We start from the raw sequence: 25,156 nt of genomic DNA on the forward strand, positions 1-25,156 counted from the left end.
GAATATGTCAACGATCCTTGAGTGGAAGGTAAAGCAGCTGGTCGATCGGACAGCCATCAGTGACTGGCTGCCCTATGAGGCTTGGGATGACACCAATCAGGTCTATCGATTGGATGATGGGCGCATCGGTGTGGTGTTTTCTAGCAAGCCCCTACTGGGATTGTCGGAAGAGTCTATTCAGAAGCTGACGAATCTCTTCGAGTCGGACCTGCCAATTGGAACCACGTTTCAATTCATGCTTCATGCGTCCCCCATTATCGAGCCATATCTGGACAATCACGTGATTCTGGCTCAACGAGGTCAGGCAGGGGAACGTTATGTAGCTGATGCGAGAAAGACCGCAGAGTTCTATCTGCATGCCAGAGATACACAACTGACGTCTAACCCACCTCTGCGCCCACGAGATTTCACGGTGTATGTATCCGTGGCGTTCCCAACGCAGGAAACGACGGCGCAAGGATGGGAAGACGAGCGGATTCATCAAGCGGTGTCGGGCATTGAGGGGCAATTGAACACGTTGGGATTATTGCCCGAGCGCGTAGGGCCGCTGCAATTATTGAGTCTCTTGCATGTGTTGCTCAATCCGGGCCACAGCTGGGAGAGTCGGCCGCCGGCGTACAGCGACCAACTGCCGATACGAGATCAGGCGGTCCGTCTCGATACGAAGGCGACGCTTCGCACCAAGATGATTGAACTGGACGGAAAGTTTCTCAAGACGCTGACTGTTCAGTCCTGGCCTGTGCAGTGGCATGGCGGGAACAATCGCGAGTTGATTGGGAGCTTGATCCGGTTCACCGATCAAATTACCTGTCCATTTTTTCTGACGCTGAATGTGTTGAAATTTGACCAGGTCAAAGCGAAAGGCAAGTTACGAAAGAAGCACGTCATTATTAATCAGCAGGCCAGTGGGTTTCTTCTGGGGCTTATTCCCTCCCTCAAGTTCAAATTGGATCATTTCAATGGCGTCCAAGCGCAACTTGAAAATGGCAGACAGCTCATAGGGTCCTATTTCCAGGTCGTTCTGTATGGGGATACACCGCGACATGTGGAGGAGCAGACAGGCGCCCTTCGAGCTCTCTATCGGGCGAAGGATATCAACTTGCAGGAAGATCACTTCATTGGATGGAAAATCCTTATGACGGGTCTACCCCTCGGACTACCGTCGGACGACAAAGCGCTCATTGATGGTCTGCGACGAATGAAGACTTATCATACCGAGGTCCCGGCGCATATTTGCCCCATTGTGGCTGACTGGAAGGGGGGCGGAGCTCCAGTGGTGCTACTGACGTCTCGTTCAGGTCAATTGATCACCATGGATGTGTTCGCCAATCAACAGACGAATTACAACATGGCGATCGCAGCGACATCGGGGGCGGGTAAATCGTTCTTTATGAACAATTGGATCAAGAGCTACTTGGGTATTGGTGGCCAGGTGTGGGTCATCGATGCTGGCTTCAGCTACGTCAAACTTGTGGAGTTGCTCAAGGGGCAATACATCCAGTACGGCGCAAACGCTCAACGCCTTTGTTTTAATCCGTTCAGCAAACTTGTGCATTGGGGGAGTAATGCCGGCGGGGTTGACGATCCAAGTGACCGAGCCGATGAACTGGCGACCCTCAAAGCGTTGCACGCGCAAATGGCGTCACCTTCGCGCCCTCTCTCCGATGTCGAGCTCTCGTTCATCGAAGAGGCGATCATGCGCGTACTCGAAGGAGAGGGATGTGAGGGATGTCCGGATTCGGTACACAAGGTGTTGAAGAGCATGACTGATCCTCGAGCCAGAGATCTCGCGCGTGTGCTGGCTTCCTATGCGAGGGGGGGTATGTATTCCCATCTCTTCAACGGGGCGAACAACGTCAATTTTGAAAATGACTTTGTGGTGCTTGAACTCGACGGATTGAATGAACAGAAGCAGTTACGGTCAGTCATTCTCCTGCAGATGCAGATGAATATCCAGGCAGTGATGTACAAAAAGGAGAACCGTGGCCGGCGGAAATTCGTCATTCTAGATGAGGCGTGGGATTTGTTGTCTCAGGGAGGCAATACCGCTGCGTTTTTTGAAACCGGCGCGCGCCGGGTCCGGAAGTCCGGTGGCTCAATGATCACCATCACGCAGGGCATCAACGACTACTACGACAAGATGCGGGATGTTGGGCGCTATTTGCTTGAGAATGCGGAATTTGTGGGACTGCTCAAGCAAAAGACCGAAAGCATCGCGGCGTTTAGGAACAATGGGCGCATTGTATTGTCGGAAATGGAATACCGACTCCTGTCATCCGTCACAAAGACCACGGAGTACTCTGAGATTTTTATGATCACCCCATTTGGGAGAGGCATTTGCAGGCTAACCGTGCCGCGTGAGACACAGCTGTTGTTTACGACGAATCCGGATGAACTGTCGATGATTGATCGCGTGAGAAAAGAAGGACCAAAGGAGCTCTCCATCGATGAAGCTATTCAATGTATTATCGCTGCTGAACGTGCTCAAGCGGGCGCCGACAATCCTCGACTGGCTTGATCGGCATCGCTGGACGCATGTGGGGTTGATGTTGTTCTGTGGTGCGATTGTTACTGCCGGCGTTATCGCCCCTTGGTATGAGGTCGCCGCTCGCATGAGCGGGAGTTGGCCGCACCATAACTTTTTCCTCATTCAAAAGGGGCAGCCCGTAGGACGAGGGGATCTCGTGGCGTTCATCATGCGGCGGGACTACGTGGAACGCGTGCAGCCAGGCCATTTACACCGTGACTATGCGGACGTGGGGAATCGGTGGATGAAACGAATTGTTGGAGTGCCGGGTGACCATATCGTGATCAAAGAGGACGAGGTCTATATCAACGGGCAATCCGTGGGTCGTGGATTTGGGATCGATCGTTACGGGCAACGGATCGATTTAGCGTCACTTCCGGAAGTTATTCCGGAAGGGGAATACTATGTGGCGCTGCCACACCCGCGGTCGTTCGACTCTCGATACTATGGCCTAATTCGGAAGGCGGATATTCTCGGCACGGTGACACCACTCATCTAGCTAGGTCGGTAATACTCCATACAGACATTCTGAAATGGAGGTACCGTGAACGTATCGAGCGGTATTGTCTGTGTGGTAGCGGTCGCAGGGCTCTCCCTTCTGAGCATCGGGGCTTCTGTTTTCGCGGGAAACTCGCAATCAGCAGTACGTCCAAGTATCCCATCTCCTGAGGAGATGGCGCAGGACATCGCAAGGTACTCGCGCCAAGCGTTGCGGCATGGGCGTCCTCAGGAGTCACCAAAAGAAGTGCGCCGCGACGGCGTCTACCTTCTACTCTCCTTCTCGTTACCGAACGACACCTTCAAAGACTACCTGCGAGAGGCGAAATTACTTGGCGCCAAGGTGCTCTTGCGTGGACTGGTGCAGGATTCGTTCAAGGTTACACAGGAGCGGATCAAGCATCTGTTCTTCACCGGGGATCATCCAGATGACTCACTGCTGGTTGGAATCGGGATTGATCCAGTCATTTACCGGACGGTTGGTGCGGCAGAAGTTCCGGCCCTGGTGTTTGTGAAAGACGAGAAATTCCTAATAGCGAGCGGAGGAGCTTCGGTCGCGCATCTCCTGACGTTGTTGTCGAAGGAACAGGCCGGTGTGACGCCATGGATCGAATGGTTCGAGCGCCGGCACCGAGGGTTTCTTCAGGGGGGGCCGACGGAAGAAGCTCCGCCACAGGTTCCGACCATTGGGCGGAGTGTGAAGGTACAGGGCGACGCACGTGGAGCCGACATCGCGGAGCGGGACATGATCGATGTGATGAAGGAGCGGTTGGCGAAGGCGGACTGGCCGGATATTCAACGGCGGTCTGGCGACGCCCTCAAACGTCAGTTCGCAAAGGGCCCAGGGTTGGCCCTTCCGCATGCCGAAGAAGCGAGGGTCGTGCTCGTTGATCCAACGGTCGAGTACCCCGAGGATATTAAGGACCCCACGACGAACACGGTGTTGATCAAGTCCGGCACCAAAATTAATCCCTTCGACAAGGTACGGTGGATTCGAACTCTGGTGTTTTTCGATGGCACCAGTTCCTCGCAGGTAGGTTGGGTGCAGCAGTATTTAAAAGAGCATGATCCGAAGTTTGTGAAGCTGATCATCTCTGACGGCGACGTGCAGAAAGTGATGGAGCAACTTCATCAGCGGGTCTATTGGGCGAATCCTCTGCTTGTCAGTCGCATGGGGGTCGGTGCGGTACCCAGTATCGTCTCTCAGCTAGGTCGGCATCTGCGGGTGGAGGAGGTGGCGATTCATGAATAAGGCCTCGAAAAGAGGGATACAGCATATGCTGCTGCTGGTCTGCCTGAGTTGTGTCCTGATCAGCGTGGCGACTCTGTGGCCGTCGGGCTCCGCAGAGGCGGTGTGCACGACAGGGACCAATGTGTTGGCGAATAGTCTCGCTACGACGTGTTGGGAGTGCATGTTTCCCATTTCTCTCAGCGGGGTCACGGTGTTTAACCTGGGAGAAGATTTTACCGAACCGGCCATCGGTCCTGGACACGCCCCGTTTCCGCCGCAGTTGTGTGGGTGTGTGTGTCTTGGTCCGATCTGCATTCCTGGGCTACCTCTGGGCATCTGGGAGCCGAAGAATCTTGTCGAGGCGGTCCACGATCCACTGTGCTTTCCGACGCTCGGTGTGTCTTTGGCCGGGGGGTTCAGTTACATCGGGCGTGGCATGGCTACGACACAGATGGACTCCGAGCTAAATTATGCCTTTTTTCATGTGCATTATTTCGTTTTTCCCCTATGGGCCATCGTTGGTATCGGAATGGACATTCTGTGTCTGAATCCTACCGGGATTGCAGACGAAATCGATTTGGCCTATGCCTCCGAGATTGATCCCTTGTGGGACGACGACCTGATTTCACTCATTCTCTTTCCGGAGGCATTGGTCCTGGCCAATCCGGTGGCACTCGCGGCCTGCGCGGCCGATTCGGTAGCTGCAGCAGTCGGTTTCCCAATTGATCCGCTGTTCTGGTGCGCCGGGAGCTTTGGATTCATGTATCCGCCGACTGGGCATGTCTCAGGAGCGGATGGGGACCTCAAACCTGCCGCGCTGTCGATGACGCGATTGTTAGCGAAACTGGCCCGCGCGGGAACAGAGTTTTGGACCTCCGCTAATGGTCCGCTGCTGTGTGAGGACATCCCGACCGCACTCATTGTGAAAAGCCAGTACAAGTTTCAATTACTCTGGCCGATTCCAAACACAGGACTCCCTCCCCCGTGCTGTCAGCCTCTAGGACGGACACTCATGATGTGGGGGCTCGGGAAAATCGTGCCAGCCGTTGGAGAGGATTTTGTGTGGCTGCTATGGAAACGACAAAACTGCTGCATGCTCTAGCTTGGTATTGCGTGACCTTCTGCTCGGTGGGAGGGGTGAGTAGCGCTGTGCTGGCCGCTGAGCCTCCTGGGTCTCAGACTTTTATCGACCATCCCAGGCAGGGGTGGTTCTCTTATCAGGACCCGTCAGCCGAGGCAGAGGAAGACGGAGAAGAGAATCCTGCCCCCGTTACGATGGATAGCTTACCACCAGAGGCTTGGCTGGACCCGTCGAAGTACCGAACTCTGTTTAAGGGGCTTTCGGTCGAAGGCGTGAAGTTGAACGCCCTCCCGATGACGGTATTGCGTGAACTGGTGTCGGCCAAGAAGGAACGCGCATTGGATCATCCTTCGGTCGAGAATGTAACGACTTACATCAAAGTGCAAAAGGAAGCGTATGACCGCTCGCAACGCTTCACCGATGCATGGCAGATCGCCATGTACACGGACCCCAAACTCGACTATGCATCGCAACACCCCACGTCCACCTATGGGCATAGCGTCGAAGCCGAGATCAAGCGGAACACCGAAGAGCAGCTTCTGGCGGGCACAGCCGACCGGGTCGGACTGTTCTTCTTCTTCACCTCGACCTGCCCGTTTTGTCAAGAACAGTCCAAGGTATTGAAGGTCTTTGCCGATACCTACGGACTGACGGTGAAACCTGTGTCGCTGGACGGGGTGGGATTGCCGGAGTACCCGCAGCCCGTCACTAACAATGGCATGGCGGAGAATGTGGGCGTGCATATGGTGCCCATGATTTATCTGGCAATTCCTGAGGAGAACTTCCTAAAGCCGCTCGGAGCCGGTCTCATGACGAATGCGGATCTACGGGAGCGCTTGCTGGTGTTGTTGCGTAACCGAGGATTGTTGGGCGAGCGACGGTCTCAGGGATAAAGGACACACGATGCGAATCAAACTGATTCTGGTGGGAGTGTGTATGTGGGCAGTACTGGTCTGGCCTCCCCTGGTACAGGCGCAGTCAATGAATGATGCCCTTACGAACATGTTCACGTCGTGGGGTGTCGGGATCACGAGTCCTCCAGGTGCCTACGAAAGTCAAAGTCGAGGCTACTTCAGCGGCGGCGGGGTCTCGGTCCGTTTGTGGCAGGACCCGATGCGGTTGTGGTCGATTGCCCCGCCGCGATTGAGCGTGGGCTGCCAGGGCATCGACGTTTACCTGGGCTCGTTTTCCTACGGCAAACTAGATCGGTACGTCCAATTGCTGCAGCAAATCGGGACCGGTGCCGTCTTGGGGTACGCTTTCCAGCTGGCGATGAAAGCCATTTGTGAAGACTGCGCGGACGTGCTCAACAAGATTGAAGCGGCTGCGAGAGCGCTCAATGCTGCGGGACGGATCCAACCCTGTCAAACAGGGATTGAATTGGGCAAAGCGCTAGCCGGGAACGAAGCCTCCAAACAAAAGCTCGCGAGTCGATTCGGCGATGCCTGGCAGAAGATGAAGGAAGCGGGCGGCGCCATTGGAGACGTGTTTGAAGATCGGGATACCGTCAAGAACCAGTCGAATGCGGATGCGGCCTCAGCATTGAAAGGCACGGAATACGATGTCACTGGCAATCTGGTGTGGGATGTCCTGACGCAGGCTGGCCTGGATCAGAATCTGATCGTCATGGTGATGTCGGTCACCGGGACCGTTATAGTCGGTAACGATGGCGATGTTCAAACCCGCGATCCGACGATGACCTTCGAACAGCTGGTCGATAGTCATCTGGGCGACGTGGTGAAAGTGTTTAATTGTGGGGGCGACTCGGAATGTTTGAGCCCCACGATTACTGACGCGACCGATATCGAAGGATTCGAGAGTCGCGTGTATACGTCCATGAGTAACCTGATCGAAGACCTCTACTCCGGCTCAGCTATCAGCGCGACAGATCAGCAAATCATCAACATGACCCCGGTCCCCATTCTGACCATGCTCGCCGATTATGGGCGTCCACGGGATGTCGGCAATCAGATTGCGCGATTGTCTTCAGAAGTGGTCGCTGCGGACATGGGGTATCAATGGGTGAAGTGGGCGGCCACCGAAACGTCCAGGAACGTTAGCTATATCCAAAAGGTCAAACCCGAGTGGCCAGGCAATCTGCAAGACTTTCAGGGGCGGCTGCATCAGATCCTAAGGGGGGCTAGTGAGAGTCTCGCGAAGCGGCAACGTATGGTGAATAACATCAACCAGCTTATGCAGTTGACGAAGACTCAGGGCGAAATGCGATCGCTGCGGTAGTCGGAGTAAGTCTGTCTGCGATGTGAGGGAGAGGATAGCGCATCATGTGGACGATCTATACGTTTGGCAACGGCGATGTGCTGACGCAGATTCTACTGGGCATCCGGATCATGATGACCACCGGACGCTTCGAAAGCTTGATGGAGCTCGCACTTCTTGTCTTCGCGATGTTCGGACTCGTGTATTTTGTGTTCAATCGGCGCTTCTTGGTCCCGCTGGTCGTCGGGGCATTTTTCATTCTCTTTGTCAGTGTCCGAATCACGGTCGACGTGTCCGTGGAAGACCAAGTCAATCCCGATGTGCCGGATCAAATTGTGAACAGTGTGCCGCTGGCGATCGCGTTACCGGCATACCTCTCGGGGCAAGTAGGGTACTACACGACTCAGCTTGTCGAAGCGTCGTTTCCGATGCCCGTGCAATATACCCAGGGACAAGCGTCATTCAATCGCCCGCTATTCGATCTGCAAAAAGTCCTCAATGCGAGATTGCAAGACTCGGATCTGGCCCGCAATACCGATTCATATTTTATGATGTGTGTATTTCGGGAGGTGGGCCTGCTCCAAAAGAACCTCGGTACGCTGATGAATTCTCCGAATCTGCTCAATGATATCGGGGCTACGAATAACGCACTCACGGCACTTGGATATACAGGTGGGACGTTGGAAGCGGCCCCGCGGGTGTGTCCCGACTTCTATAGTTCTCTCATCCTTCCTGCGTATACCACGGGGCAGCCTGACTACGAAGGGGCGATGCGGCATTTGCGGACACAGTTGCAGCTTGATCCGGCCACCGGCGATGAGGAAGGGCTCACTGAGGACATCCGGGCGAATCTCTTGTTATCCGTCGGGCAATCGGCCCGAGACATGATTAATAATGTGCTGCTCATCCATGCGTGGAAAAACGCCGAATCCGCCGATGCCAAACGGCGCGCGGCGACTGCGGACACTGTGCTTCTGCAGCAGCAGGCGATCCAAAAGGACTTAAAGTTCCAAAGCTACTCGAAGTCCTATGTCGCTCAAAAGGTCGTACCGCTATTACGGACCATTGTGGAAGGGGTTGTGTACATCATGACCCCGTTCCTTCTAGTGCTTGCCATTTCGCCTGGGATGTCACGGTTGATGGGCACCTATTGGCGCTTGTTCATGTGGCTCCAGACCTGGTCGCCTCTGTATGCCGTGCTGAATTTTGTCATGTTTTGGGAAGCGCGAAGCCGGCTCGGCGCGATCCTGAGCTCAAACGGGGTTGGCCAATCCGTCAACTATGCAACGTTAGACAGAATCAATGAACATGTCGCCATGCTGAATTCCACAGCCGCAGATTATGTGTGGCTCGTGCCAGCGATCGGTTTCGGTCTGATGTGGGGCGGAAGCCAGGTGTTGGGATCGATCCTGGCAGGATCGCGGACTGCGGAAACCGTCGCTGGGCAAGTGGGAGGACAGTTCTCACGTGGGCTTGGTGCCAATTTGGAGGAAGGCCCGTCCTATCGACACGAACAGCGTGGGGCCCAGTTCGGCGAGATGATCGGCCATGACGTCGAACCACAGATGACTGTGCCGACTGGTCAGGGTGGGTTTCGTGTGGATAGTCAATCCGGCACGAGTGAGATCCACGACTCCCAGGGCGGCATCACCAGTATTGGCGCGAACGGCATTCAGAACTACAAGGGGCCAGAAGGACAGTATTCAATGGATTCAAAGGGGCATCTGCTGAGTGGGGTGTTCCGTCACAAGATGTTTGATCCACAGTCCGGGAAGCAGGTCGATGCACAAACCTCGGTGTTTGGTTCGATGGTGGAGCATCGCTTCGATACGATGGGGGAGGATGGCTCCAGGAAGAGCGTGCTTGTGCAGGAAAATCAGGATACCGGAGAATTAGTGGCGCGCACGGAACAATCCGTTCGGAAAGGCCTGTCCGAGACGCGTACGATTGCTGAAGATGGTAGTCAAAGTTTTGCACGATCGGGGAATGTGCCGTTGTTTTTGGAAGTCGCGGGCGAGACACGTCCCGATGCCGGATTTGTCCAGATGATGGGTGAGCGTGGGCCAGGCGAGCGGGTAGACACCCTCACACAGTCGACATTTCAGAGCACGATGGGTGCGAAACAATCGTATACCGGGCGACTGGTAGAACGCGATGGACAGTTTCATTTTCTGGCGACCGAGGGCGGGGCCGTCCGAGGATTTGACAACAAGGATACGGAGGCCGGCGTCCACAGGGAATCGTTCGTTTCCCCTGACGGTTCCAATTATTTTGTGGAGACTGGGCAAACGGAACAGATGGTCTTAGGGAAAGATGGGGTGACTCGGCCGATGGAGGGATATGTCAGGGCGTTTGGGTCAGTCGATCGCTCGGACCCGGTGCATCCGCGAGACATCTATTCCAGTTACAGTCTCACCAGTGATGAGGGTGGTCACACGCACACAGTGACAGGAACATTGGGCACCGATGCATCAGGACGACAGTTCTTGGTGGAAGCCACGGAACATTTTGAGTCAGGCACGAGCGGTGTTGCCCACGACACCCACACGGTCGGTTCCTACACCCTGAGCGGCACGTTCACGGCTCTGAGTCATGGGGAAGCCAATCAACCAGGAGTGCCGACAGCCTTCTTTGGCTCTGCCATCGACAATAGCAAGCCAGGTTCTCCGGCGTTTCAAGCCAACGCGTTGTTGTACGACGGCCAGGTAAGCTTCTTTGACGGCCGGGAGGGAGGTACCAAGAGTATTTCCGGGGAACGTAATCTAGTGGATGGCACCCATTTGTCTGGGCAGTTCACCCAGCTAAATGTGATGGGACAAGATGGACACCAGGTTGAGATGTTTCATGGGTATGCGCAGCAACCGGGGGCTCCGGCCCGCGATGTCACAGGGCTGATTGATAACGGTAGTCTCGTCTCGTTTAAAGGAGCCTCAGGAAACGAGTTCCGAGATGTTATTGAACGAACTGATTCTGGAGATCTTCAATCTATCGGCGCTCAGGAGACATATAGTGCTCCTGGAGGAACTCACTCCCTATCAAATTTTCAGGGAGTAACCGTTAATCCTCAGGGGGACGCCTTCAAAAGATCATCCACAAACCTGGACGGGGTGAGTGTGTATAGCGATCAGATGAGGGGATCGCGCCAAATGACCGTCGAGTTCGAGCAGTCCCTGCGTGGGTACAACAACGAGGTACAGTCGATCGATAAAGAGTCAGGCTGGCGTCGGATCAATGACGGGCATCGCGATATGGATGTGTACGCCAATCTCTACTACGGCCCGACCAGTAGTGAGACTGGCGGACGCAAGCTACTGGGCGGGACGATTACCAATGTGACCGACAACACCTATTCCACTTTTATGAAAGATGGAGAAGGCAACGAGGTGTGGGGAATTGCCAGGTCACTGGAGGATCCAAACAGCGGGGCTATGAGCGGCTCTATTGATCAGACGGTGAAGGTCGTGGCGGCGAAAAACGGAGCGATAGACACACAAGTCCTTGGTCCTATGAAGGATGATGGCGGCCAGCGCGAAGTCTTGTATCATTCGGTGTTGGGCGGATTGGACTCACAGTACTATAACAATGAGCGTAAATCCGGCATTTTCACCGTGCCTGATCCTATGCATCCCGGGCAGACCAAGGAGCTACAGGGGACGTTCTACTATAGTCCTCAGTCTGGCCAGTTAATTGCGTCAGAAGTAACGGACTTGCAAACAGGGAAAATCGGCCAGTACCGTACTGATGCACAAGGGCAAGAACACTTCCAGGTAGTGGAGTATTCACAGTCGCCCGATGGGGCGAGCGTGATTGCAAATACGAAGGAGCTATCGAAGAATGAGTATGCGGCACATGGATTTGCGGTTAACGATGTACTTGACGGTAGCGGGAATGTGCTGAGTTCGTCCGGTCACAAAGGCTCCGATTTTCATGACTTCAATCGTGTGCAATTTCATCATGACAGTGGGGCGAATCTAACGATTACACAAATGGCGTTTGCGGCCAAAGGCACCGATATTACAAACCCTACGCAGACGGACGAGGCGATTGCTTATGGGCTTGAATTTGGTCGGATCGGAATGGATGGGGCTTCGCGATATTTGATCCTCAAAGGACGAATGGGGAAATTTGGTGGGGGAGGAGTTGGAGGAACACCGGTTCAGCCAGGTGGTGGACCTGTGCCGAATGGCCCTGGTGGAGGTGGGGGACCGAGCGGTCTTTTGGACTCGCATCAAAATATGGGCGCCTGGTGGAAAGAATATTCCGGAGTGATGGATAATGCTATCTCGTTTGCCCGCAGTTCTGTCGAACATTTGGAAAAGACCGGGCGTGCACAAAGCATGTCTCCCGAAGAATTACAGAACTTTGCTGCCAATGCCGCTTATAATGCGGTGCGCACATCGGCCCTTGGCATGATGGGAGAAGAAGCGTCGAGTGCGTTTGGGACTATGCCGAGGTGGCAGGAAGGCCAAGAGTCGCTGTTGAAGATTTCAAAACCGTCTTCACAAGGTGTGAATACCGGCAGCAACAAGTAACTGACTACGATTACCAGCCATATCTAGGGAGGCCGCAATGCGGCTGCTTCGAGCGCGTATTTTTCTAAGCCTAAGTCTTCTATTTTTGTGCTCAGCGCACCATTCTTTAGCAGAAACTAGAACAGATAGCTGGCTAGGTGCATTTGTGGGATCAGCAATTCCTGGCAAGGTGCCAGGCCATTCAACGATCGCCGTTCTTTCAAAACGCTTTAGGCCATCTTTCGAGGGCAACGCCTTAGCGGTGTTGGATGAACTTGTGAGCTATTGTCGCGATATGACAAAAGGGCGTGCGCTCTTAAACACTAGGATTGAGACATCTGTTGGGGATATGTCGAAGAGTGGATCCGATAAACAAGCCATCACGATGTATCCAGGTTCACTTCTGATCACTGTGTATGGTGATTGCGTGCTTGAGGTACAGGATGCGAAGTGAGATTGCTATGAGCAGGATTGATATCCTTTGGGGAAGATCGTTTGCATATAGGCCTTCACCATCTGCGCATCCTCTTTCCAGTCGCTACTATACCGTAGGACGTCGTATCTGATTCGTTCCGCCCTCTGAATATCCACGAATTCTAGAATAGCTATTCCCTGATTGGCGGCCCCTTTTCTGATGGTGAGCGCCACAGTGGCGGGTATCCATTTGCCAAAGTGAACAGCCGTCTGGTCACTGATCCGCCCGGATTGGTGGAGTAGCAGCTCATCCTGTAAGTCTTTAGCGAAAGTTATTGGTGCGACCACACAGATGTGGCGTTCCAATAAGGCCTGTGTCACCAAACGTCCCCATGCTCTCAACGTAGGTGGTGCAGCGCCATCGAGCGGTTCGAGGACTAGTGCGACGATCGGTGGCCAGCTCGTACCTGCCGTGTGCGGTTCGTCTGGCAATGGGCCACTTGGTGTCATCTCGCTAGGGGTAAGGCGATGAGTCCAGAGGACGCGATTGTCGACGAGGATAGACAGTGTGGGAAGCGTCGACGGGTCGCGCTCCGTCCCCGAACGGAGTGCGTGTTGAGGAATGGACACCTCTCCATCGGGATTCACGTCATAGACCAGTGGCGGATGTATCGCATCGTCCCATGCCACTCTCAGTGTGGCGTAGCGCACGGGCTCTGTTGTGGTGTGTGTCTCGTAGCGGTGTTCGATTTCGGTGGCAACCCGCGGTGATCCGGCAAGAGGTTCCTGCATCAGGAGCCGTCGGCAGGCGGGAGCAAGAGATTGTGAGCCTAGGTGTCCGGCTGAAATCACATAGGCAACAGTCAGTACCGGACAATGAACAGCGCCGGCAAGGGGAGCGGTAGGCGAAAACACATAGCGTCGTGCCTCGACCTTCATCGGCGTGTCCGTCTCGAGGGTGATTTGGGAGCGTTGTGTCACGCGAATGGTGAGGCGTTGCTGATCGTGATGGGGTGTAAGGGTAACCTCTGGTACATCGATCGGAGTGCGCGCGATTTCTCGAGTCGAGGTATTTTCTCCCTGCACCGGGGTGTTGGAGAGTATGAGAGACGAACAGCCGACCGCACTGGTGGCGAGGAAGCAGATGAGGAATGTGCCATATCGTGTCATGGTGTGACGAACCATCCCCGTGTGAGAGTGGGACCATGGGGCAGGACGAGATCGGTGACAACTGCCGCCAGAGTTTCGGCCGTTGGCGCGACGGCGTTGATCGGACATTCGAGGACAAACTGAGCCAGCACTTGTGCGGTCTCAACAGAGACAAGAGTCGTGGTGAGCAGCAGCCCCTGATCTGAAGCAGAGGCGATGTCGATGGATACGAGCAGATTTGCTCCGGTGCCCATGCCGGCTGACGGTTGTCGCTCATCATTAAAGAACGGAGCGAGTTGCCGGACCTGGACAGGAACTAGTTTCCGATACCGTTCGTTTCGGATGACCAGCGGAAGGCCGCGCTCCTTCATACGGCCAATAAGCCTGTCTACTATCAACTGGGACTGTTCGTGTCCCCAGTCATTGTTGACCGCCAGCCTGAGGCGAGGCTGCTTCGGCCAGCGATCTTGGGGGAGCACTGCGAGATCGTGCTGCAGCATAGCGGTGAGTACGTGCCCGTCGATCGGCAACTGTGTGGTCGGGCCGGGGTTGCCGACAGTTGGACTGTAGGAAATCTCGACGGTCCCGTCAGGGACGTCGGCAGGATTCACGCCCTGTTCCCGTAAAGCCATTGCAAGCCATCGAAGGCGGATGTGCGTCCCTTGAGAATCCTGACTCACAGGGACGGCAATCCCAATGCGGTCCCGTCCATCGGCGGCAAAAGTGAGCCGAAGGTCACCGTCCACAATTATCCGCGTAACAGTCTGAACCTGGGGATCGAGGTCATCAGCGATCCGAGTTCGGGTATCGGCGCGGCCAGGCACGTCATATCCGGCGGCGGCCAGGCAGTATTGCCATGGTGAACTCCATCCCGGCTGGTTTGGTGTTCCCATGGAAAAGAGGGTATTCAACAGGAGATTTGGGGCACAGAGTAGTCCCCCTCCCACCATCGTGACAAGATTGAGCCGACGTTCATAGGTATATCCTCCCCAGACTTCTTCTCGCCTGATCCGATTCTTCTCCTCAATGGTTTGGGTGACTCTCACCGTCCATCCCAGGCCATCACTGTGGGGTGATAGTGCCAATCGAGGATGTTCTACAGCCGTCGTTGAGCTGGTTTCACGCGATTCTTTGAAGTCCTGCAAAGTGGTCGGCGTGAAGACGGGGGCACAAGATACCAAGGTGACGAGCACAAGGAGGACCACGCTGATCGTCCAACTAGACCACTGCCAAGCAAGGTACGCAAGAGAGCGGATCTTCTCTCTAGATGAGGATAGAAGCGGAGTGGGAGTGATCCGGTAATACCTGTTGGGCATAGTTGTGAGACCGAGTCTCGAACTACACGCATGTGGCAGGTGCGTATACGGGTCGAAAAACTATAGCACAGGCGAGTGACGAATGGTGCAGGTGGGAGACTTAGTAATGGCTCGGGTCATTCGGATGGATCCGGGACACAGCGCATATCTGCTGTGGGCGGATTCCATCGGGAGGTATGCCATCTTGCCGCATCAGTATGCCGACCGTCAGTACAAGGTACGCGACTCATTGATGGGAGCTGTGTACAAGGTCGGTGACGAGTTTCCGATGCTGTCGCAGCGATCGATGCACTACTTCCGGCGTATTGCGGAGTTAGTGCTGGCTCCGGTGTTGGCGGACGACCACGTGCACATCAAGCGTGTGGCGACGGCTCAAGCCGCGTCGTTTGTGAAGATTGCGGTCGAGACTTATCGCACGGGGGAAGATGTCATCGCGACCTGCAAGCCTCTGTTGTACGAGTTCCGGACCTACACATCCCGCACGATCGCACTCGTGAAGTATCGCATGGAGGTGGAAGCCTACATTCGCGAGGCATTAGCGCCGGCCCCGAGCCGGTCAGTGCGACGAGTGGACGTGTATCGGGAAGAACATCAGGCGCGAGTCATTGTTGAACGGGGCACGATCGCACAGTTTCTTGGTCGCAAGGGGATGAATGCTGCGGTGGCCAGCAAATTGACCGGGTATGGACTGGTGCTCGTGGACGAAGCGGATCTGGGAAAGACAGCTCGGGCGTAATCGAGGAGGTGAGGCATGGCTCATGGGGTGGACGCAGAGCGACAACTGGGGATGGTACGGCGCGAGGGCCAGTCTCTTCGGAGCGCGTCTCCGACGAATGGACGAAGGCCCGATCGGGCGGAGGAGAACAAGCGGCGGCTGGAAGATCCGAATTCGGTGCTCCTTTTACCACAAACAAAGGCGGGGATGGCCTGTGTCTCCATGCTGTACATGTTTGACAAGGTAATTCATCGTCTTCGGCGGGCAGCAGGATCTCATCTCTCCATTGAGCAAGTGCGCAACGAGTTGGCTCGTGTGGAGCAATGGGTGGCGCGGGCAAAGGTGATCTTGCGAGAGCTTGGAGTGGGGGAGTTCGAGTTGCTCCCTCAAGACCCATATCCCGACCTAAAAGAACGGAGCGTGAAGGCGGCGTGGCGCAATGCGCGTGTCATTACGCCCCGCGTCGGAGACACGGTGAGACTGGTGCCGGTGATTCGCGCCCTAGATAACGCGCTCAATAGCATTCGTCTCCGAGCGGAAGATCTCACTCCGTATGTGAAACATTTTCAGGCCGTCGATGAGCTTGTAGTGGCCTTGCACGATGTCATCGGGCATGTCGCTCGCGTGACGGTGACAGAGTATGAGCCGCGGGGCGCGGTGAAAGCATTTTTGAACCAATAGGGAAAAGGGAGGTAGTCACCCCTCTCGTATGAAAGGAGCACGGTATGTGGCAACGCATGGCAGCCCTTAGTCTCGCACTGTTGTCCGGTTGCGTCAGCACCGGTGAATATCAGGATTTGGAAACCAAGTACCAGCATCAACTCGCGGTGAAGGAAGTCATGGAGACCGAGCACGACGAGCTGTCCCAGCGAGTCGACAATGTATCCCAGGTGTATCGGCATGTTGCGCAAGAGCAGATGGGACTAAAGGCCCAAGCGGAAAAACTGCAGGGGGACATCCTGACCGTGAAGGGGGTGGTGAAAGACACCCAGAATCAGTACGAGTCCCAGCGGGCGCAGTTTGCGCAGCAGGCGCAACAACTGTCCGGAGTCGACGCGCGCCTGCAAAATATTGCGGGGAAGATCGAAACCCTCACAGAAACGACGGTCGCCTTAGCCAATCGCTTCGAACGTGTTGAACTGTCGATTGGGAAACTTGGGAAGTCTTTGCAGGCTAGAGGGGGTGCTCCCGACGTCCAGAAAACGCGCGTCCAGTTGGGTGAGGGTAAGTCAGGAAGTGCTCCCAAAACTGAACCGGTCGCCAAGGCTGGCAGTCCGAATATGGAGGGGAGCGTAGGCGCTGGGGGCTCGGGTGTTGAGCCGAGCGGGACGAGCCTGGCGGTCGCTCCAAGTCCAGTGGCGACGACCACTGTCCCTGCCAAACCGGATGTGCCGATGCTCGTTCCTCAGAGGGTGATAGAGGCTAAGGTCGAATCGCCTCGAACCAAGCCCGATGCGGACAAAGGATGGTTACGACGATTTCTGGATGGCTTCCGTGGGGGGAATGGGCAAAACGCGGAACTGGTGTCTCCTCCTCTAGCTTCTGGGATGTCCGGAAAAGCTTCAACTGGACGTCCCCTTCTTCCGGCTGTCGATGGGGAAGTGATGGCCGCGCCCGTGAACACATTGACGATCAGTATCGACGCAGATGCTCCGAAGAAGGCCGAGGTGTCACCGTCTGATACCGAAAAGCGATAGGCCCGAATGAAAATTCTTACGGTGGATGTCATTCCCGGACATACCTATCGGTATTTTCAGGCATTGATTCAGATCGAGACCGTCGGGATCGCTTCCTGGCGGGATGCCGTTGTCCGATTCACCGATTTCTGGGGAGGGCGCGCGAAGACGTATGACAGTCCGATCGTCCATGCGACTCAGAGCATGGTGAATAGGCTTGCGCAAAGCGCTGCGGCGTTGGGAGCTGACCTGATCATTGGTTTCGACATTCAGATTCATCAGGTGACGGCACGATACTGGGGGTGGGGTATGGCACAAATCATCATGCGGGGAACGCCGATTCAGTTTATGGATCGTGACGCGCTTGGGACGATTTTGGCCGGTGAACTGTCCCCCTTCGTTGCAAGGGACCAGTCCGCTCGACATCCGCCGGACGGAAATTCACTGGGAGAAGCGGTAGGGATGGACGAGATGACGGTGCCCTCATTGGATACGGCTCGGTTAGGCACGCGTCGATAGGGGGAGGCTGTCTGTGATGAAGCGCATGCTCATAGGGATTTGCCTCGCGATCTGTTTGGTGTGTGGTGTTGTGGAGGTACGCGCAGATTGCAGTGGGATTGACGATCCGTACCTCAAAGCGAAGTGTGAGGTAGAGGGGCAGAAGGCCTCAGGATTAGTCGGTGCAGGTATTCTGGCGCCGAACATGACCAAAGTGCCGCAGTACTCAGGGTCGCCGGGTTGTGTCACGGCAGGGTGCTCTGGGGCTGCTGAAGAGAGGTATTACGATGATCCTGGCAGTTTGAGCGCGGCCGGCGGTGCGGCGGCGAGCTCCGATGAGCGTTACTCGAAAATCCAACAGAGCAGGATTGACCGAGATGGGTGGGATCTACGGACTAGTAGCCCGGTGACGACGGCGCAATCGACGGCAGCGACGCTGCCGACCGATTCCATCATGACGGAGAGCTGTTCCGTGGTGAATATGTGCACGAGTTACACCGAAGGGGCTGGCGTCACGGGGACCTGCCAAGTGCCTGGGGGCTCACGGCAGACCTGCCTCAAGATTCGCAACCCCACCCTGCTACCGAACGCGTGCACGGTTCCTGGAATTCCCAGCCCTCCCTATACCTCTGAGACGGAGGTCAATGGGTGCAAGGATCTAGAAGCGGCTGGCGCCAGTGGCCTCGCCGCACTGGTGACTACGACCTGTCTCGACGGAGCTGCGCGGGATCTCAAGTGTTCTCAACCGTATGCCACCGTGCTGACCGGGGGGACTTCTGGATTCAACGCGCACGACCATGCGCCGGGAATGGCCATGGGCAATTTTACGATCGAATCGGCGTTTCCTATCTGGGATGGAACTCGATGGGTGGTCGGCTTGAACGTCACTGGCAATTCCGCCGGAGAAGACAAATACGGCTGCACAAATGTTGGCTCGGTGAAGACCGGGCCTTACGTGTTGACTCCGGCGAACCCGACGGCCTCTGGAAATGGCTCGCCGGCCTACTGCAATAGCAAGTGCTCATGCTTTGGGTATCCCATGACGTTTACGATGGGCGCCTTCAGTCCCACCGGCCCACTCAGCTGGCAAGTTCCGTTTACATTTACTTACGAGTCGCATTCGATTGCGGTCATGGTAACGGGAACCTTTCTCGATACGTACAGCGTGGCGCCCTTAACGGGATGCTTTCAAGAGGAGCAAAGCTGGGATGTCACGTCCACGGCCGGGGACACCTGTGGCGAGTATCGAGACAAGGGCTGCAATCAAGTCAGCTCTCGCTGCGCATCGGTGCAGCCGGGGACGGGATATTGCTTGATGTACGAGAACACCTACAAGTGTCCGGGACCGTCGGAATGTTCGACGACGCAACCCATTACTCAATGCACGAAGTGTGGAAAACCAGACAGTCCTGTGCCGTTTTGCGTGGATACCAGTACGCCACCCAATGAGAATCTGGCGTTAGCGGCCACCTGGCTGGCGATGACCAAGAATGTCGAAGAAGATTGGGATCCGGACCGTCTGCGTATCTTCACGGGCAAAAGGAGCACCTGTGATTTCAGCACAATCGGGCGATCACTAAACAATTGCTGCGATTCGGACCCCGATAAATTGATTGGGAAATGCTCTGAGGAGGAGATCGCGCTAGCGAGGGATAAACACGATCGAAAGGCTCATCTAATTGGGACACATTGCGTGGATAAAGGCTCCTTTCTGGTCGGCAGTGTGTGCCTCCGAAAGGAAGAGGTCTACTGCACTATGAAATCCGAGCTCGGTCGGATGGTTCAGGAACAAGGCCGTGTGCAGTTGGGCATGACCTGGGGATCAGCGGATGCGCCCCAGTGTGACGGATTTACGGTCGATCAGTTCAGTGCTTTGAACTTCCAGGCGATGGATTTCACTGAATGGTACAAAAATGTTTCAGCGAATATTGACCCGGCTGTGATTACGAAGGAAATGGCGACGAAGATATGCACCTACACAGGCACCTGTTAAGACGGGGGTATGGTGGGCCTCTGGGTGCATTCTCCAGACCGAAAAGTCGCCGTTCGACGTGGTTCTGTCTTGCGGTGGTATGTCTCGGTGTCTTGCCGGACAGTGTTGCGGCGGAGATGCCTCCGGACCGGTTTTGGTATGTGAACCACAGTTGTGTTGTGGCGGCGGCGAATCGCTACGCGGTGACCGTGCAAATATTGGAAGCCATTATTCTAGTGGAGAGTGAAGGGGATCCGCATGCGGTGAATGTGAATCGGGACGGCAAGGGGGATCGGCGAGGACCACTTTCTTTCAAGCAAGCGACGGATCTGGTTGCTGAACTGTGGAAGGCGGGGGCGAATTTTGATGTGGGGATTGCACAGATCAACAGCGTACACATGCGCCAGTACAAAATTGATCCAGTCCATTTTCTCGATCCTTGTATCAATATCCAATGGGCGGCCTTTGTCTTGCGGCAGAAGATCAACGAGTACCAAGAAACGTGGACAGCCGTAGGCCGTTACAACGGCAGTCGCAACATCGCGGGCTACAGCTGGAAGGTGTATCGGGCATTGGAGCGCCTCGCAGGCATCAGACGAGCCCGTGGCTTGCTGCGATGAGTCCGCGGGGTGAGGTGGAGCGGCTTTCAAAAGGAGGAACTGTGAGCGACAGACAAACAGAGGCGTGCTCCACTGAGAATGCGATACATGCACGGTGGGCGTTTGATGTCACGCCAGGCCGTGAACGACACGTGGCCTTGCAGCTCCAGGAGTTGGGGTGCACGGACGTGGAACGTCCGACAAAGGGCTATGTGATCGCGCACTGTGATCCAACGGCCGTTCCCGTGATCAAGCGGCTGTCTGGAGTGGTGCGAGCGCTTCCTTTGCTGGATACCGACCTCTTCGAGAACCTTAGCAATGTTGAACCACTCCTGGCCAAGGTGGCGGACGTGGTGCAGGTGAGTTCGGGCCCATATGCGCAGATGACGGGCATCGTCCGAGCCTTGGACGGGGAGGATGTGCTGGTGGATGTGAGTTTGATGGGGCGGGTGGTACGAGTCCGGGCTAAAGCGACGCATGTGAGCGTGATGCCGTTACCGGAACCGTGGAGGTGACATGCTCGGGAGATTGTGGGCAGCTTGGCGGGGCGAGTCTGCGAGAGTTCATACCGGAGAAGCAACTTCCCTTGTGGTGCCGAGCCTGATCGAAATCACCCTAGAGGATCTGGCTAAAGACGTGTGGCTTCCGCTCAATTTGGACTTCATTCAACAAACTGGGGAGCTGGTCGAGGAAGCTGAGCCCGAGGGCAGTCCAGTAGAGTATGCACCGCCTGATCCTGAGGTGGCCGTCGCTCCTGCGGCCCTGACATATCCCAGTGCATCAACTTCTGCGGAGGGCCCGTCCTCTGCCCAGCCGGTGCTGCCTCCTCAGGGAGGCGCACAGGCCGCCACACTCGATCCCGCCACCTCGACACGCCCGGTGTCGTCTGGCCGGTCGTCCGCACTTATTCGGGATTTCATCATGCCCTATCAACCGGTAATTGAGAGCCAGCGCGCACTGGAGCCGCTGCTCACGGTGGTGAAAATTCTCGAGGAATATGGGGACTGTCCGTCGATCGTGACGGCCGGTATCGAACGGGACGAAGAATGTACGGACCTCTATTCCATTCGCGATACGCTCGCGAAAATCACGCTGCGAGACCATACGTATCGGGTCACGGAGTTAGCGTTGGCGTTGCTCAAGCAGACCTACCGGGATGGAGATCTTATGATCCCGAAGGTACTGGTGGCGACACTAGGACATGATCTGGGTAAGATTCCGCGCTTTCGTGCGACTGCCGCCCATGCGATGGGGGATCATCCGGTTGTCAGCGCGATTAAGCTCCAAGAGTGCTTTGCCGGCACGTCCATCCCATGGTTCAGTGAGGTGTTGGATGCCATCAAGGGCCATCATCGGATCGGGAAGGATCGGCTGGGCGTGATTCTTCGGCAAGCCGATGGGCAGGCACGCGTGAAGGAAATGATCCTCAGCACGCAGGAGATGCAGGAGAAGCCGTTAGACAGTTGGTGTGCGGGACCAGAAGTCTTGGCGATCGTGGCGCCTCGGATCAATCGGCCACTCAAAGGAAGCAAGTGGGCGGCGTTTTCGCTGAAAGGGGTGGTGTATGTGACACCGGATGCCATTCTGGAGGCCGCCAAAGAGTTGGCACGGCAGAAGAAGGTCGTCGAAATGGGACTCATTCGATCGACCGATCGCGAGGATACGCTGCGGCGACTGGTGAAAATTCTAGGTGCGGCGGATCTCTTGGCTATGGAGATTGGCGAGCATTTTTACGGCCGGCCGTTCGACATCTTCACAAAGAAAGCGGGCATCAAACAGCGTGGCTATTTTGTGCCGGTCAAACTTGAAGCGTTTCAGATCGCCGAATCGGAACTCGAGTCTCGCAAGGTGGCGTTTATGCAGTTGGTGACCGAATTCCAGCTCGGTCGAGGATAGGAGTACAGGTATGGATCCGGAAACTTTTATTGCCGTGTCATCGTGGGTCAATACGACGTTGCTGGCCGGTGTTCCGCTCCGCATCCTGGCCTCTTCCACTCTGGCGGCGACGTTCTGGTTCGGGGCCTACAAACAACGGATTGCACTGGGATTCTTGTTTTTCATGCTGACGATTTTGCTGTCGTATTTTCGGCCGCTGATCAACCTGATCGGCTCGGGGAGCATGTAACAATGGAACAATCAGCTTCGCGGCGAGGACCGATCTTTGCGGAGGGAGCTTCAGGCCGAAGCCGTCCCCGAAGTCTGATTGCAGCGATCAGCGAGATTCAGGAGTTGGCGGTGGTGGAGAAGCTTGGTACGCCGCTCCCGGAACATCTCATTCTGCTCGATCGCAGCTTTGCCTATACTGAGGTGGGAGTGCATAGCGTCGTGGTTGATGGGCTAATCAATATGCTAGGAGTGCCGATGGGACTCGGTGTCATGGGGAGCTTGATGCCGATCTTCGGGGATCCGGATCCGAGTCTCTTCGATCAGGTGTTCGCCCAGCTGATCGGGATTACATACGGCGTGGGGTATGCGGTGATGATTGGGCATAATCTCGGGTCGTGTTACATCGGAAAAGTCTGTAAACGGGCGATACAGGACATTTATCAGTCGATGATCGTGGCTAATATCATTAAGGTGATCCTCCTGTCCGTCTTCTTTAATTTTATGTATCAGCTCTTGACCCCAGAACATGTACAGAAAGGCTTTAAGGTTCTCTGGCCGTTACTACGAGGGGTGATGTCCGATCAGATGGCGGTCGGGGTGCAAGACTGGGTGATTAGCATGCGCGAGGTCATGATTCCATCAGCCACGGTAGTCATTCTGGTGACTATCGCCACGCTCTGTGTTCCCTATGTCTATTTTGTGATTGGTGGACGGGAGGCGGCAGAAGAAAAGCGCCGGAATCGCCTGTACGATGTGTGTTGATATTTTGCCTCGAGCGCATGAGAATTTATGTTCAGCGTTGTAGTTTCCTTTTGATGCATCCCGGAAGTGGCCTCACGTTTCAGGGCCAAATCGCTCCGAGTGAACCGCCGGTGTCAGCAATTATGCGAAACGCGAAGTGCTGCGGGAGATTCTCGCCCAGGTCGCCCATACATTGCGCGATTGGGTGCAAAATGCAGGGATGCAGATCTTACTTTCGGCGCAATTGTGACGGCCAAAACATACTTTTATAAACATATTGGCAATGTCGATAATACATGCTACTATGGTGTTGTTGGAAGTATGGTCACCGAAAAGGAGCCGCTATGACCACCGCCATCGAAGACACCATCGTTGTTTTTACTGCTCGAAGCCCGGAGCGCATCGTCCGTGAAGGTGGGTCGAAAGCGTGGGTGCTGAATCCGGTTCGCGCGAAGCAATGCACATGGCTGGTCTGTACCCAAAATCGCCACAACCCCGATCACGAGTTTTCGGATGCCACTGAACCGCACGGCATGGGTTTCCTGCTCGGGCGAATTTCTGCCATTCGGAAACCGGAAGATGATGGTGAGGGTGACCGCTGGATCATCGCCATCAGCGAGTTTGCACGGATCGCAATTCCCAATACTTGGGATCATGGGCGCAATCCAGTGCGATACGAGTCGCTAGCTCAATTAGGTATCAATCTAGACGAGGTTACGTTTCAGTCGATGCCGCAGGAGAGGGCGTCTCCTGTGCCAGCCGAACTACCCGCTCTGGCAAGGAATCCTGAAGCGGTCCTAAGCATCACAGAGGCAAAGCGGCAACTTGCGCAAACTTTCGGCGTCAAGCCTGAAGCGGTCGAAATCACTATTCGAGGATGATGTCCGGCTTGGCATCATTACTTGGAGAAGACTTCCCGGCACTTAACGAATGACAGCTTCGCTAGCGTGAACGACGTCGCCCACTGGCGGAGAGCTGGGTATGGCAAACGGAATTGGCAACGAGAAAGCTATATTTAGATGGTGCACAGTTTTTTGAATCAGTCAGGCGGTAGTGTTTATGCGGATTCACGATCTTTGGATGGTTGAAATGCGAATCAACGAGACCCTTACACTGGGTTCCGGAAGGAATGAGCCAGGATCTGTGTTGCTGAATTCATGGCCGCGCGAGAGAGGACAGTAGGCTCACAAGCCAGAAATGTACCGAGGGCTTTAGGATTCACTACCCAGACATCCTCGCGATTCCGTCTCCCCGTCGGCTCGACATACCACTCTGGAAACACCAGAATCGGCCTGGCCTTGTACATACCGCTCTCGGTCCCATTTAGTAATGTGGTCAGCCATTGAGCTTGTGCCCGCGCTTGATCCAACGGCTTGGTCGCTACGCCATTGCCTGCGATCTGCAGAGATTTACCATAGTAGAATTACTTGCTGTGTCCGTGCAGCGGCTTCGTCCGTGATTTCGTTTCAACGGTGAACACTCCGGCAGGCCCCACGAGAGCATGGTCAATATTAAACGATGGACCGGGAATATCATGAAACACAGAATAGCCTTGTTCTCGTAATTGTTCGAGGATTTGTCCGACGGGACGCTCGCCGTCCCTGCCCAGCCGGAGATGCATGATAGTCTCCCGAAGGTACCAGATTCGCTGTCCTGCATAGGCAATGGTGAGGATTGCCACAATGGAGAAAACGAGGGGGTGGATCTGTCGTCCTGTCCACCATTGAATCCATCCGTACATTGCGAGGGTGATGAAGACGAGTGAAGGGATGAGCAGGTCGCTAATTTTGTCTCGAAGTGCCTGTATTCGCTCGTCGAGGGATTGCCCCGGCACCCTAAGCGGAGGGACGTTAAATGATTGGCGCCGATGCTGGAGATTGGTACGTCAGGCTGGCTCAGACATAG

General features: G+C 55.3%; 21 protein-coding genes. 18 read left to right on the plus strand and 3 right to left on the minus strand.

Annotation, left to right across the window (positions count from 1 at the left end; genetic code table 11):
* Nucleotides 1–4 precede the first annotated feature (4 nt).
* From traC to GDA65_18905, 7 genes are read left to right on the plus strand one after another with little or no spacing between them, the layout of a single operon-like run.
* Nucleotides 5–2,518 (plus strand): type IV secretion system protein TraC, encoded by a 2,514-nt coding sequence (gene traC / locus GDA65_18875; protein ID MBA5864749.1) that lies wholly within the window; start codon nucleotides 5–7, stop codon nucleotides 2,516–2,518.
* Nucleotides 2,448–3,026, plus strand: coding sequence for a signal peptidase I (gene lepB / locus GDA65_18880; GenBank protein ID MBA5864750.1), 579 nt, complete (start codon nucleotides 2,448–2,450; stop codon nucleotides 3,024–3,026). Before traC ends, lepB begins: the two co-directional genes overlap by 71 nt.
* A 45-nt stretch (nucleotides 3,027–3,071) precedes the next feature.
* Nucleotides 3,072–4,277 carry a hypothetical protein gene (locus GDA65_18885; GenBank protein ID MBA5864751.1) on the plus strand — a complete coding sequence of 402 codons (1,206 nt, stop codon included), beginning with the start codon at nucleotides 3,072–3,074 and terminating at the stop codon, nucleotides 4,275–4,277.
* A complete protein-coding gene (locus GDA65_18890) occupies nucleotides 4,270–5,358 on the plus strand; it encodes a hypothetical protein (protein ID MBA5864752.1) in 1,089 nt (362 codons plus the stop codon). The genes GDA65_18885 and GDA65_18890 overlap by 8 nt, the downstream gene beginning before the upstream one ends.
* A complete protein-coding gene (locus GDA65_18895) occupies nucleotides 5,328–6,230 on the plus strand; it encodes a hypothetical protein (protein MBA5864753.1) in 903 nt (300 codons plus the stop codon). Before GDA65_18890 ends, GDA65_18895 begins: the two co-directional genes overlap by 31 nt.
* Complete coding sequence (locus tag GDA65_18900; protein MBA5864754.1) at nucleotides 6,154–7,575, plus strand: hypothetical protein; 1,422 nt, start codon at nucleotides 6,154–6,156, stop codon at nucleotides 7,573–7,575. Before GDA65_18895 ends, GDA65_18900 begins: the two co-directional genes overlap by 77 nt.
* 44 nt (nucleotides 7,576–7,619) lie before the next feature.
* Nucleotides 7,620–12,086 carry a hypothetical protein gene (locus GDA65_18905; protein ID MBA5864755.1) on the plus strand — a complete coding sequence of 1,489 codons (4,467 nt, stop codon included), beginning with the start codon at nucleotides 7,620–7,622 and terminating at the stop codon, nucleotides 12,084–12,086.
* Nucleotides 12,087–12,524: 438 nt separating this feature from the next.
* On the opposite strand, the gene GDA65_18910 is transcribed toward GDA65_18905, so the two are convergent.
* Both GDA65_18910 and GDA65_18915 read right to left on the minus strand, forming a co-directional pair.
* Entirely contained in the window at nucleotides 12,525–13,649 is a 1,125-nt protein-coding gene (locus GDA65_18910) for a hypothetical protein (protein MBA5864756.1), read from the minus strand.
* Nucleotides 13,646–14,674, minus strand: coding sequence for a hypothetical protein (locus GDA65_18915; GenBank protein MBA5864757.1), 1,029 nt, complete (start codon nucleotides 14,672–14,674; stop codon nucleotides 13,646–13,648). The genes GDA65_18910 and GDA65_18915 overlap by 4 nt, the downstream gene beginning before the upstream one ends.
* Before the next feature lie 376 nt (nucleotides 14,675–15,050).
* Here GDA65_18915 and GDA65_18920 point away from each other — a divergent pair, with 376 nt between their 5' ends.
* The 11 genes from GDA65_18920 (at nucleotide 15,051) to GDA65_18970 (ending at nucleotide 24,132) form a co-directional block, all read left to right on the plus strand.
* Nucleotides 15,051–15,680 (plus strand): hypothetical protein, encoded by a 630-nt coding sequence (locus GDA65_18920; GenBank protein MBA5864758.1) that lies wholly within the window; start codon nucleotides 15,051–15,053, stop codon nucleotides 15,678–15,680.
* A gap of 15 nt (nucleotides 15,681–15,695) precedes the next feature.
* The gene (locus GDA65_18925) at nucleotides 15,696–16,340 is read left to right on the plus strand and encodes a hypothetical protein (protein ID MBA5864759.1); all 645 of its coding nucleotides are present in this window, start codon (nucleotides 15,696–15,698) and stop codon (nucleotides 16,338–16,340) included.
* Nucleotides 16,341–16,384: 44 nt separating this feature from the next.
* The gene (locus tag GDA65_18930; GenBank protein MBA5864760.1) at nucleotides 16,385–17,356 is read left to right on the plus strand and encodes a hypothetical protein; all 972 of its coding nucleotides are present in this window, start codon (nucleotides 16,385–16,387) and stop codon (nucleotides 17,354–17,356) included.
* A 6-nt stretch (nucleotides 17,357–17,362) separates the two neighbouring features.
* The gene (locus tag GDA65_18935; GenBank protein MBA5864761.1) at nucleotides 17,363–17,854 is read left to right on the plus strand and encodes a heavy metal-binding domain-containing protein; all 492 of its coding nucleotides are present in this window, start codon (nucleotides 17,363–17,365) and stop codon (nucleotides 17,852–17,854) included.
* 13 nt (nucleotides 17,855–17,867) lie between these two features.
* Complete coding sequence (locus tag GDA65_18940) at nucleotides 17,868–19,826, plus strand: hypothetical protein (GenBank protein MBA5864762.1); 1,959 nt, start codon at nucleotides 17,868–17,870, stop codon at nucleotides 19,824–19,826.
* Nucleotides 19,802–20,425, plus strand: a complete 624-nt coding sequence (locus GDA65_18945) for a transglycosylase SLT domain-containing protein (protein ID MBA5864763.1) — start codon at nucleotides 19,802–19,804, stop codon at nucleotides 20,423–20,425. The genes GDA65_18940 and GDA65_18945 overlap by 25 nt, the downstream gene beginning before the upstream one ends.
* Before the next feature lie 41 nt (nucleotides 20,426–20,466).
* The gene (locus GDA65_18950) at nucleotides 20,467–20,919 is read left to right on the plus strand and encodes a hypothetical protein (GenBank protein ID MBA5864764.1); all 453 of its coding nucleotides are present in this window, start codon (nucleotides 20,467–20,469) and stop codon (nucleotides 20,917–20,919) included.
* 1 nt (nucleotide 20,920) lies between these two features.
* Nucleotides 20,921–22,300 (plus strand): HD domain-containing protein, encoded by a 1,380-nt coding sequence (locus GDA65_18955; GenBank protein ID MBA5864765.1) that lies wholly within the window; start codon nucleotides 20,921–20,923, stop codon nucleotides 22,298–22,300.
* Nucleotides 22,301–22,310: 10 nt separating this feature from the next.
* Complete coding sequence (locus GDA65_18960; GenBank protein ID MBA5864766.1) at nucleotides 22,311–22,529, plus strand: hypothetical protein; 219 nt, start codon at nucleotides 22,311–22,313, stop codon at nucleotides 22,527–22,529.
* Nucleotides 22,530–22,531: 2 nt separating this feature from the next.
* Nucleotides 22,532–23,272, plus strand: a complete 741-nt coding sequence (locus tag GDA65_18965; protein ID MBA5864767.1) for a hypothetical protein — start codon at nucleotides 22,532–22,534, stop codon at nucleotides 23,270–23,272.
* Between the two features lie 323 nt (nucleotides 23,273–23,595).
* On the plus strand, nucleotides 23,596–24,132 hold the full coding sequence (locus tag GDA65_18970) for a hypothetical protein (GenBank protein ID MBA5864768.1): 537 nt from the start codon (nucleotides 23,596–23,598) through the stop codon (nucleotides 24,130–24,132).
* 542 nt (nucleotides 24,133–24,674) lie between these two features.
* On the opposite strand, the gene GDA65_18975 is transcribed toward GDA65_18970, so the two are convergent.
* Nucleotides 24,675–25,085: a hypothetical protein gene (locus tag GDA65_18975; protein ID MBA5864769.1), complete on the minus strand. Its 411-nt coding sequence runs from the start codon at nucleotides 25,083–25,085 to the stop codon at nucleotides 24,675–24,677.
* Nucleotides 25,086–25,156 lie beyond the last annotated feature (71 nt).

It is taken from the genome of Nitrospira sp. CR1.1 (genome assembly GCA_014055465.1).
In the GTDB taxonomy this organism is placed as follows: Bacteria; Nitrospirota; Nitrospiria; order Nitrospirales; family Nitrospiraceae; genus Nitrospira_A.

Bases quoted from the DNA above. Each gene is read 5' to 3' on its own strand.
- traC (MBA5864749.1), top strand. From the start codon at position 5: ATGTCAACGATCCTTGAGTGGAAGGTAAAGCAGCTGGTCGATCGGACA.
- lepB (MBA5864750.1), top strand. From the start codon at position 2,448: ATGAAGCTATTCAATGTATTATCGCTGCTGAACGTGCTCAAGCGGGCG.
- GDA65_18890 (MBA5864752.1), top strand. From the start codon at position 4,270: ATGAATAAGGCCTCGAAAAGAGGGATACAGCATATGCTGCTGCTGGTC.
- GDA65_18895 (MBA5864753.1), top strand. From the start codon at position 5,328: ATGGAAACGACAAAACTGCTGCATGCTCTAGCTTGGTATTGCGTGACC.
- GDA65_18900 (MBA5864754.1), top strand. From the start codon at position 6,154: ATGCGGATCTACGGGAGCGCTTGCTGGTGTTGTTGCGTAACCGAGGAT.
- GDA65_18905 (MBA5864755.1), top strand. From the start codon at position 7,620: ATGTGGACGATCTATACGTTTGGCAACGGCGATGTGCTGACGCAGATT.
- GDA65_18910 (MBA5864756.1), bottom strand. From the start codon at position 13,649: ATGACACGATATGGCACATTCCTCATCTGCTTCCTCGCCACCAGTGCG.
- GDA65_18920 (MBA5864758.1), top strand. From the start codon at position 15,051: ATGGCTCGGGTCATTCGGATGGATCCGGGACACAGCGCATATCTGCTG.
- GDA65_18925 (MBA5864759.1), top strand. From the start codon at position 15,696: ATGGCTCATGGGGTGGACGCAGAGCGACAACTGGGGATGGTACGGCGC.
- GDA65_18930 (MBA5864760.1), top strand. From the start codon at position 16,385: ATGTGGCAACGCATGGCAGCCCTTAGTCTCGCACTGTTGTCCGGTTGC.
- GDA65_18935 (MBA5864761.1), top strand. From the start codon at position 17,363: ATGAAAATTCTTACGGTGGATGTCATTCCCGGACATACCTATCGGTAT.
- GDA65_18945 (MBA5864763.1), top strand. From the start codon at position 19,802: ATGCACCTACACAGGCACCTGTTAAGACGGGGGTATGGTGGGCCTCTG.
- GDA65_18955 (MBA5864765.1), top strand. From the start codon at position 20,921: ATGCTCGGGAGATTGTGGGCAGCTTGGCGGGGCGAGTCTGCGAGAGTT.
- GDA65_18960 (MBA5864766.1), top strand. From the start codon at position 22,311: ATGGATCCGGAAACTTTTATTGCCGTGTCATCGTGGGTCAATACGACG.
- GDA65_18965 (MBA5864767.1), top strand. From the start codon at position 22,532: ATGGAACAATCAGCTTCGCGGCGAGGACCGATCTTTGCGGAGGGAGCT.
- GDA65_18970 (MBA5864768.1), top strand. From the start codon at position 23,596: ATGACCACCGCCATCGAAGACACCATCGTTGTTTTTACTGCTCGAAGC.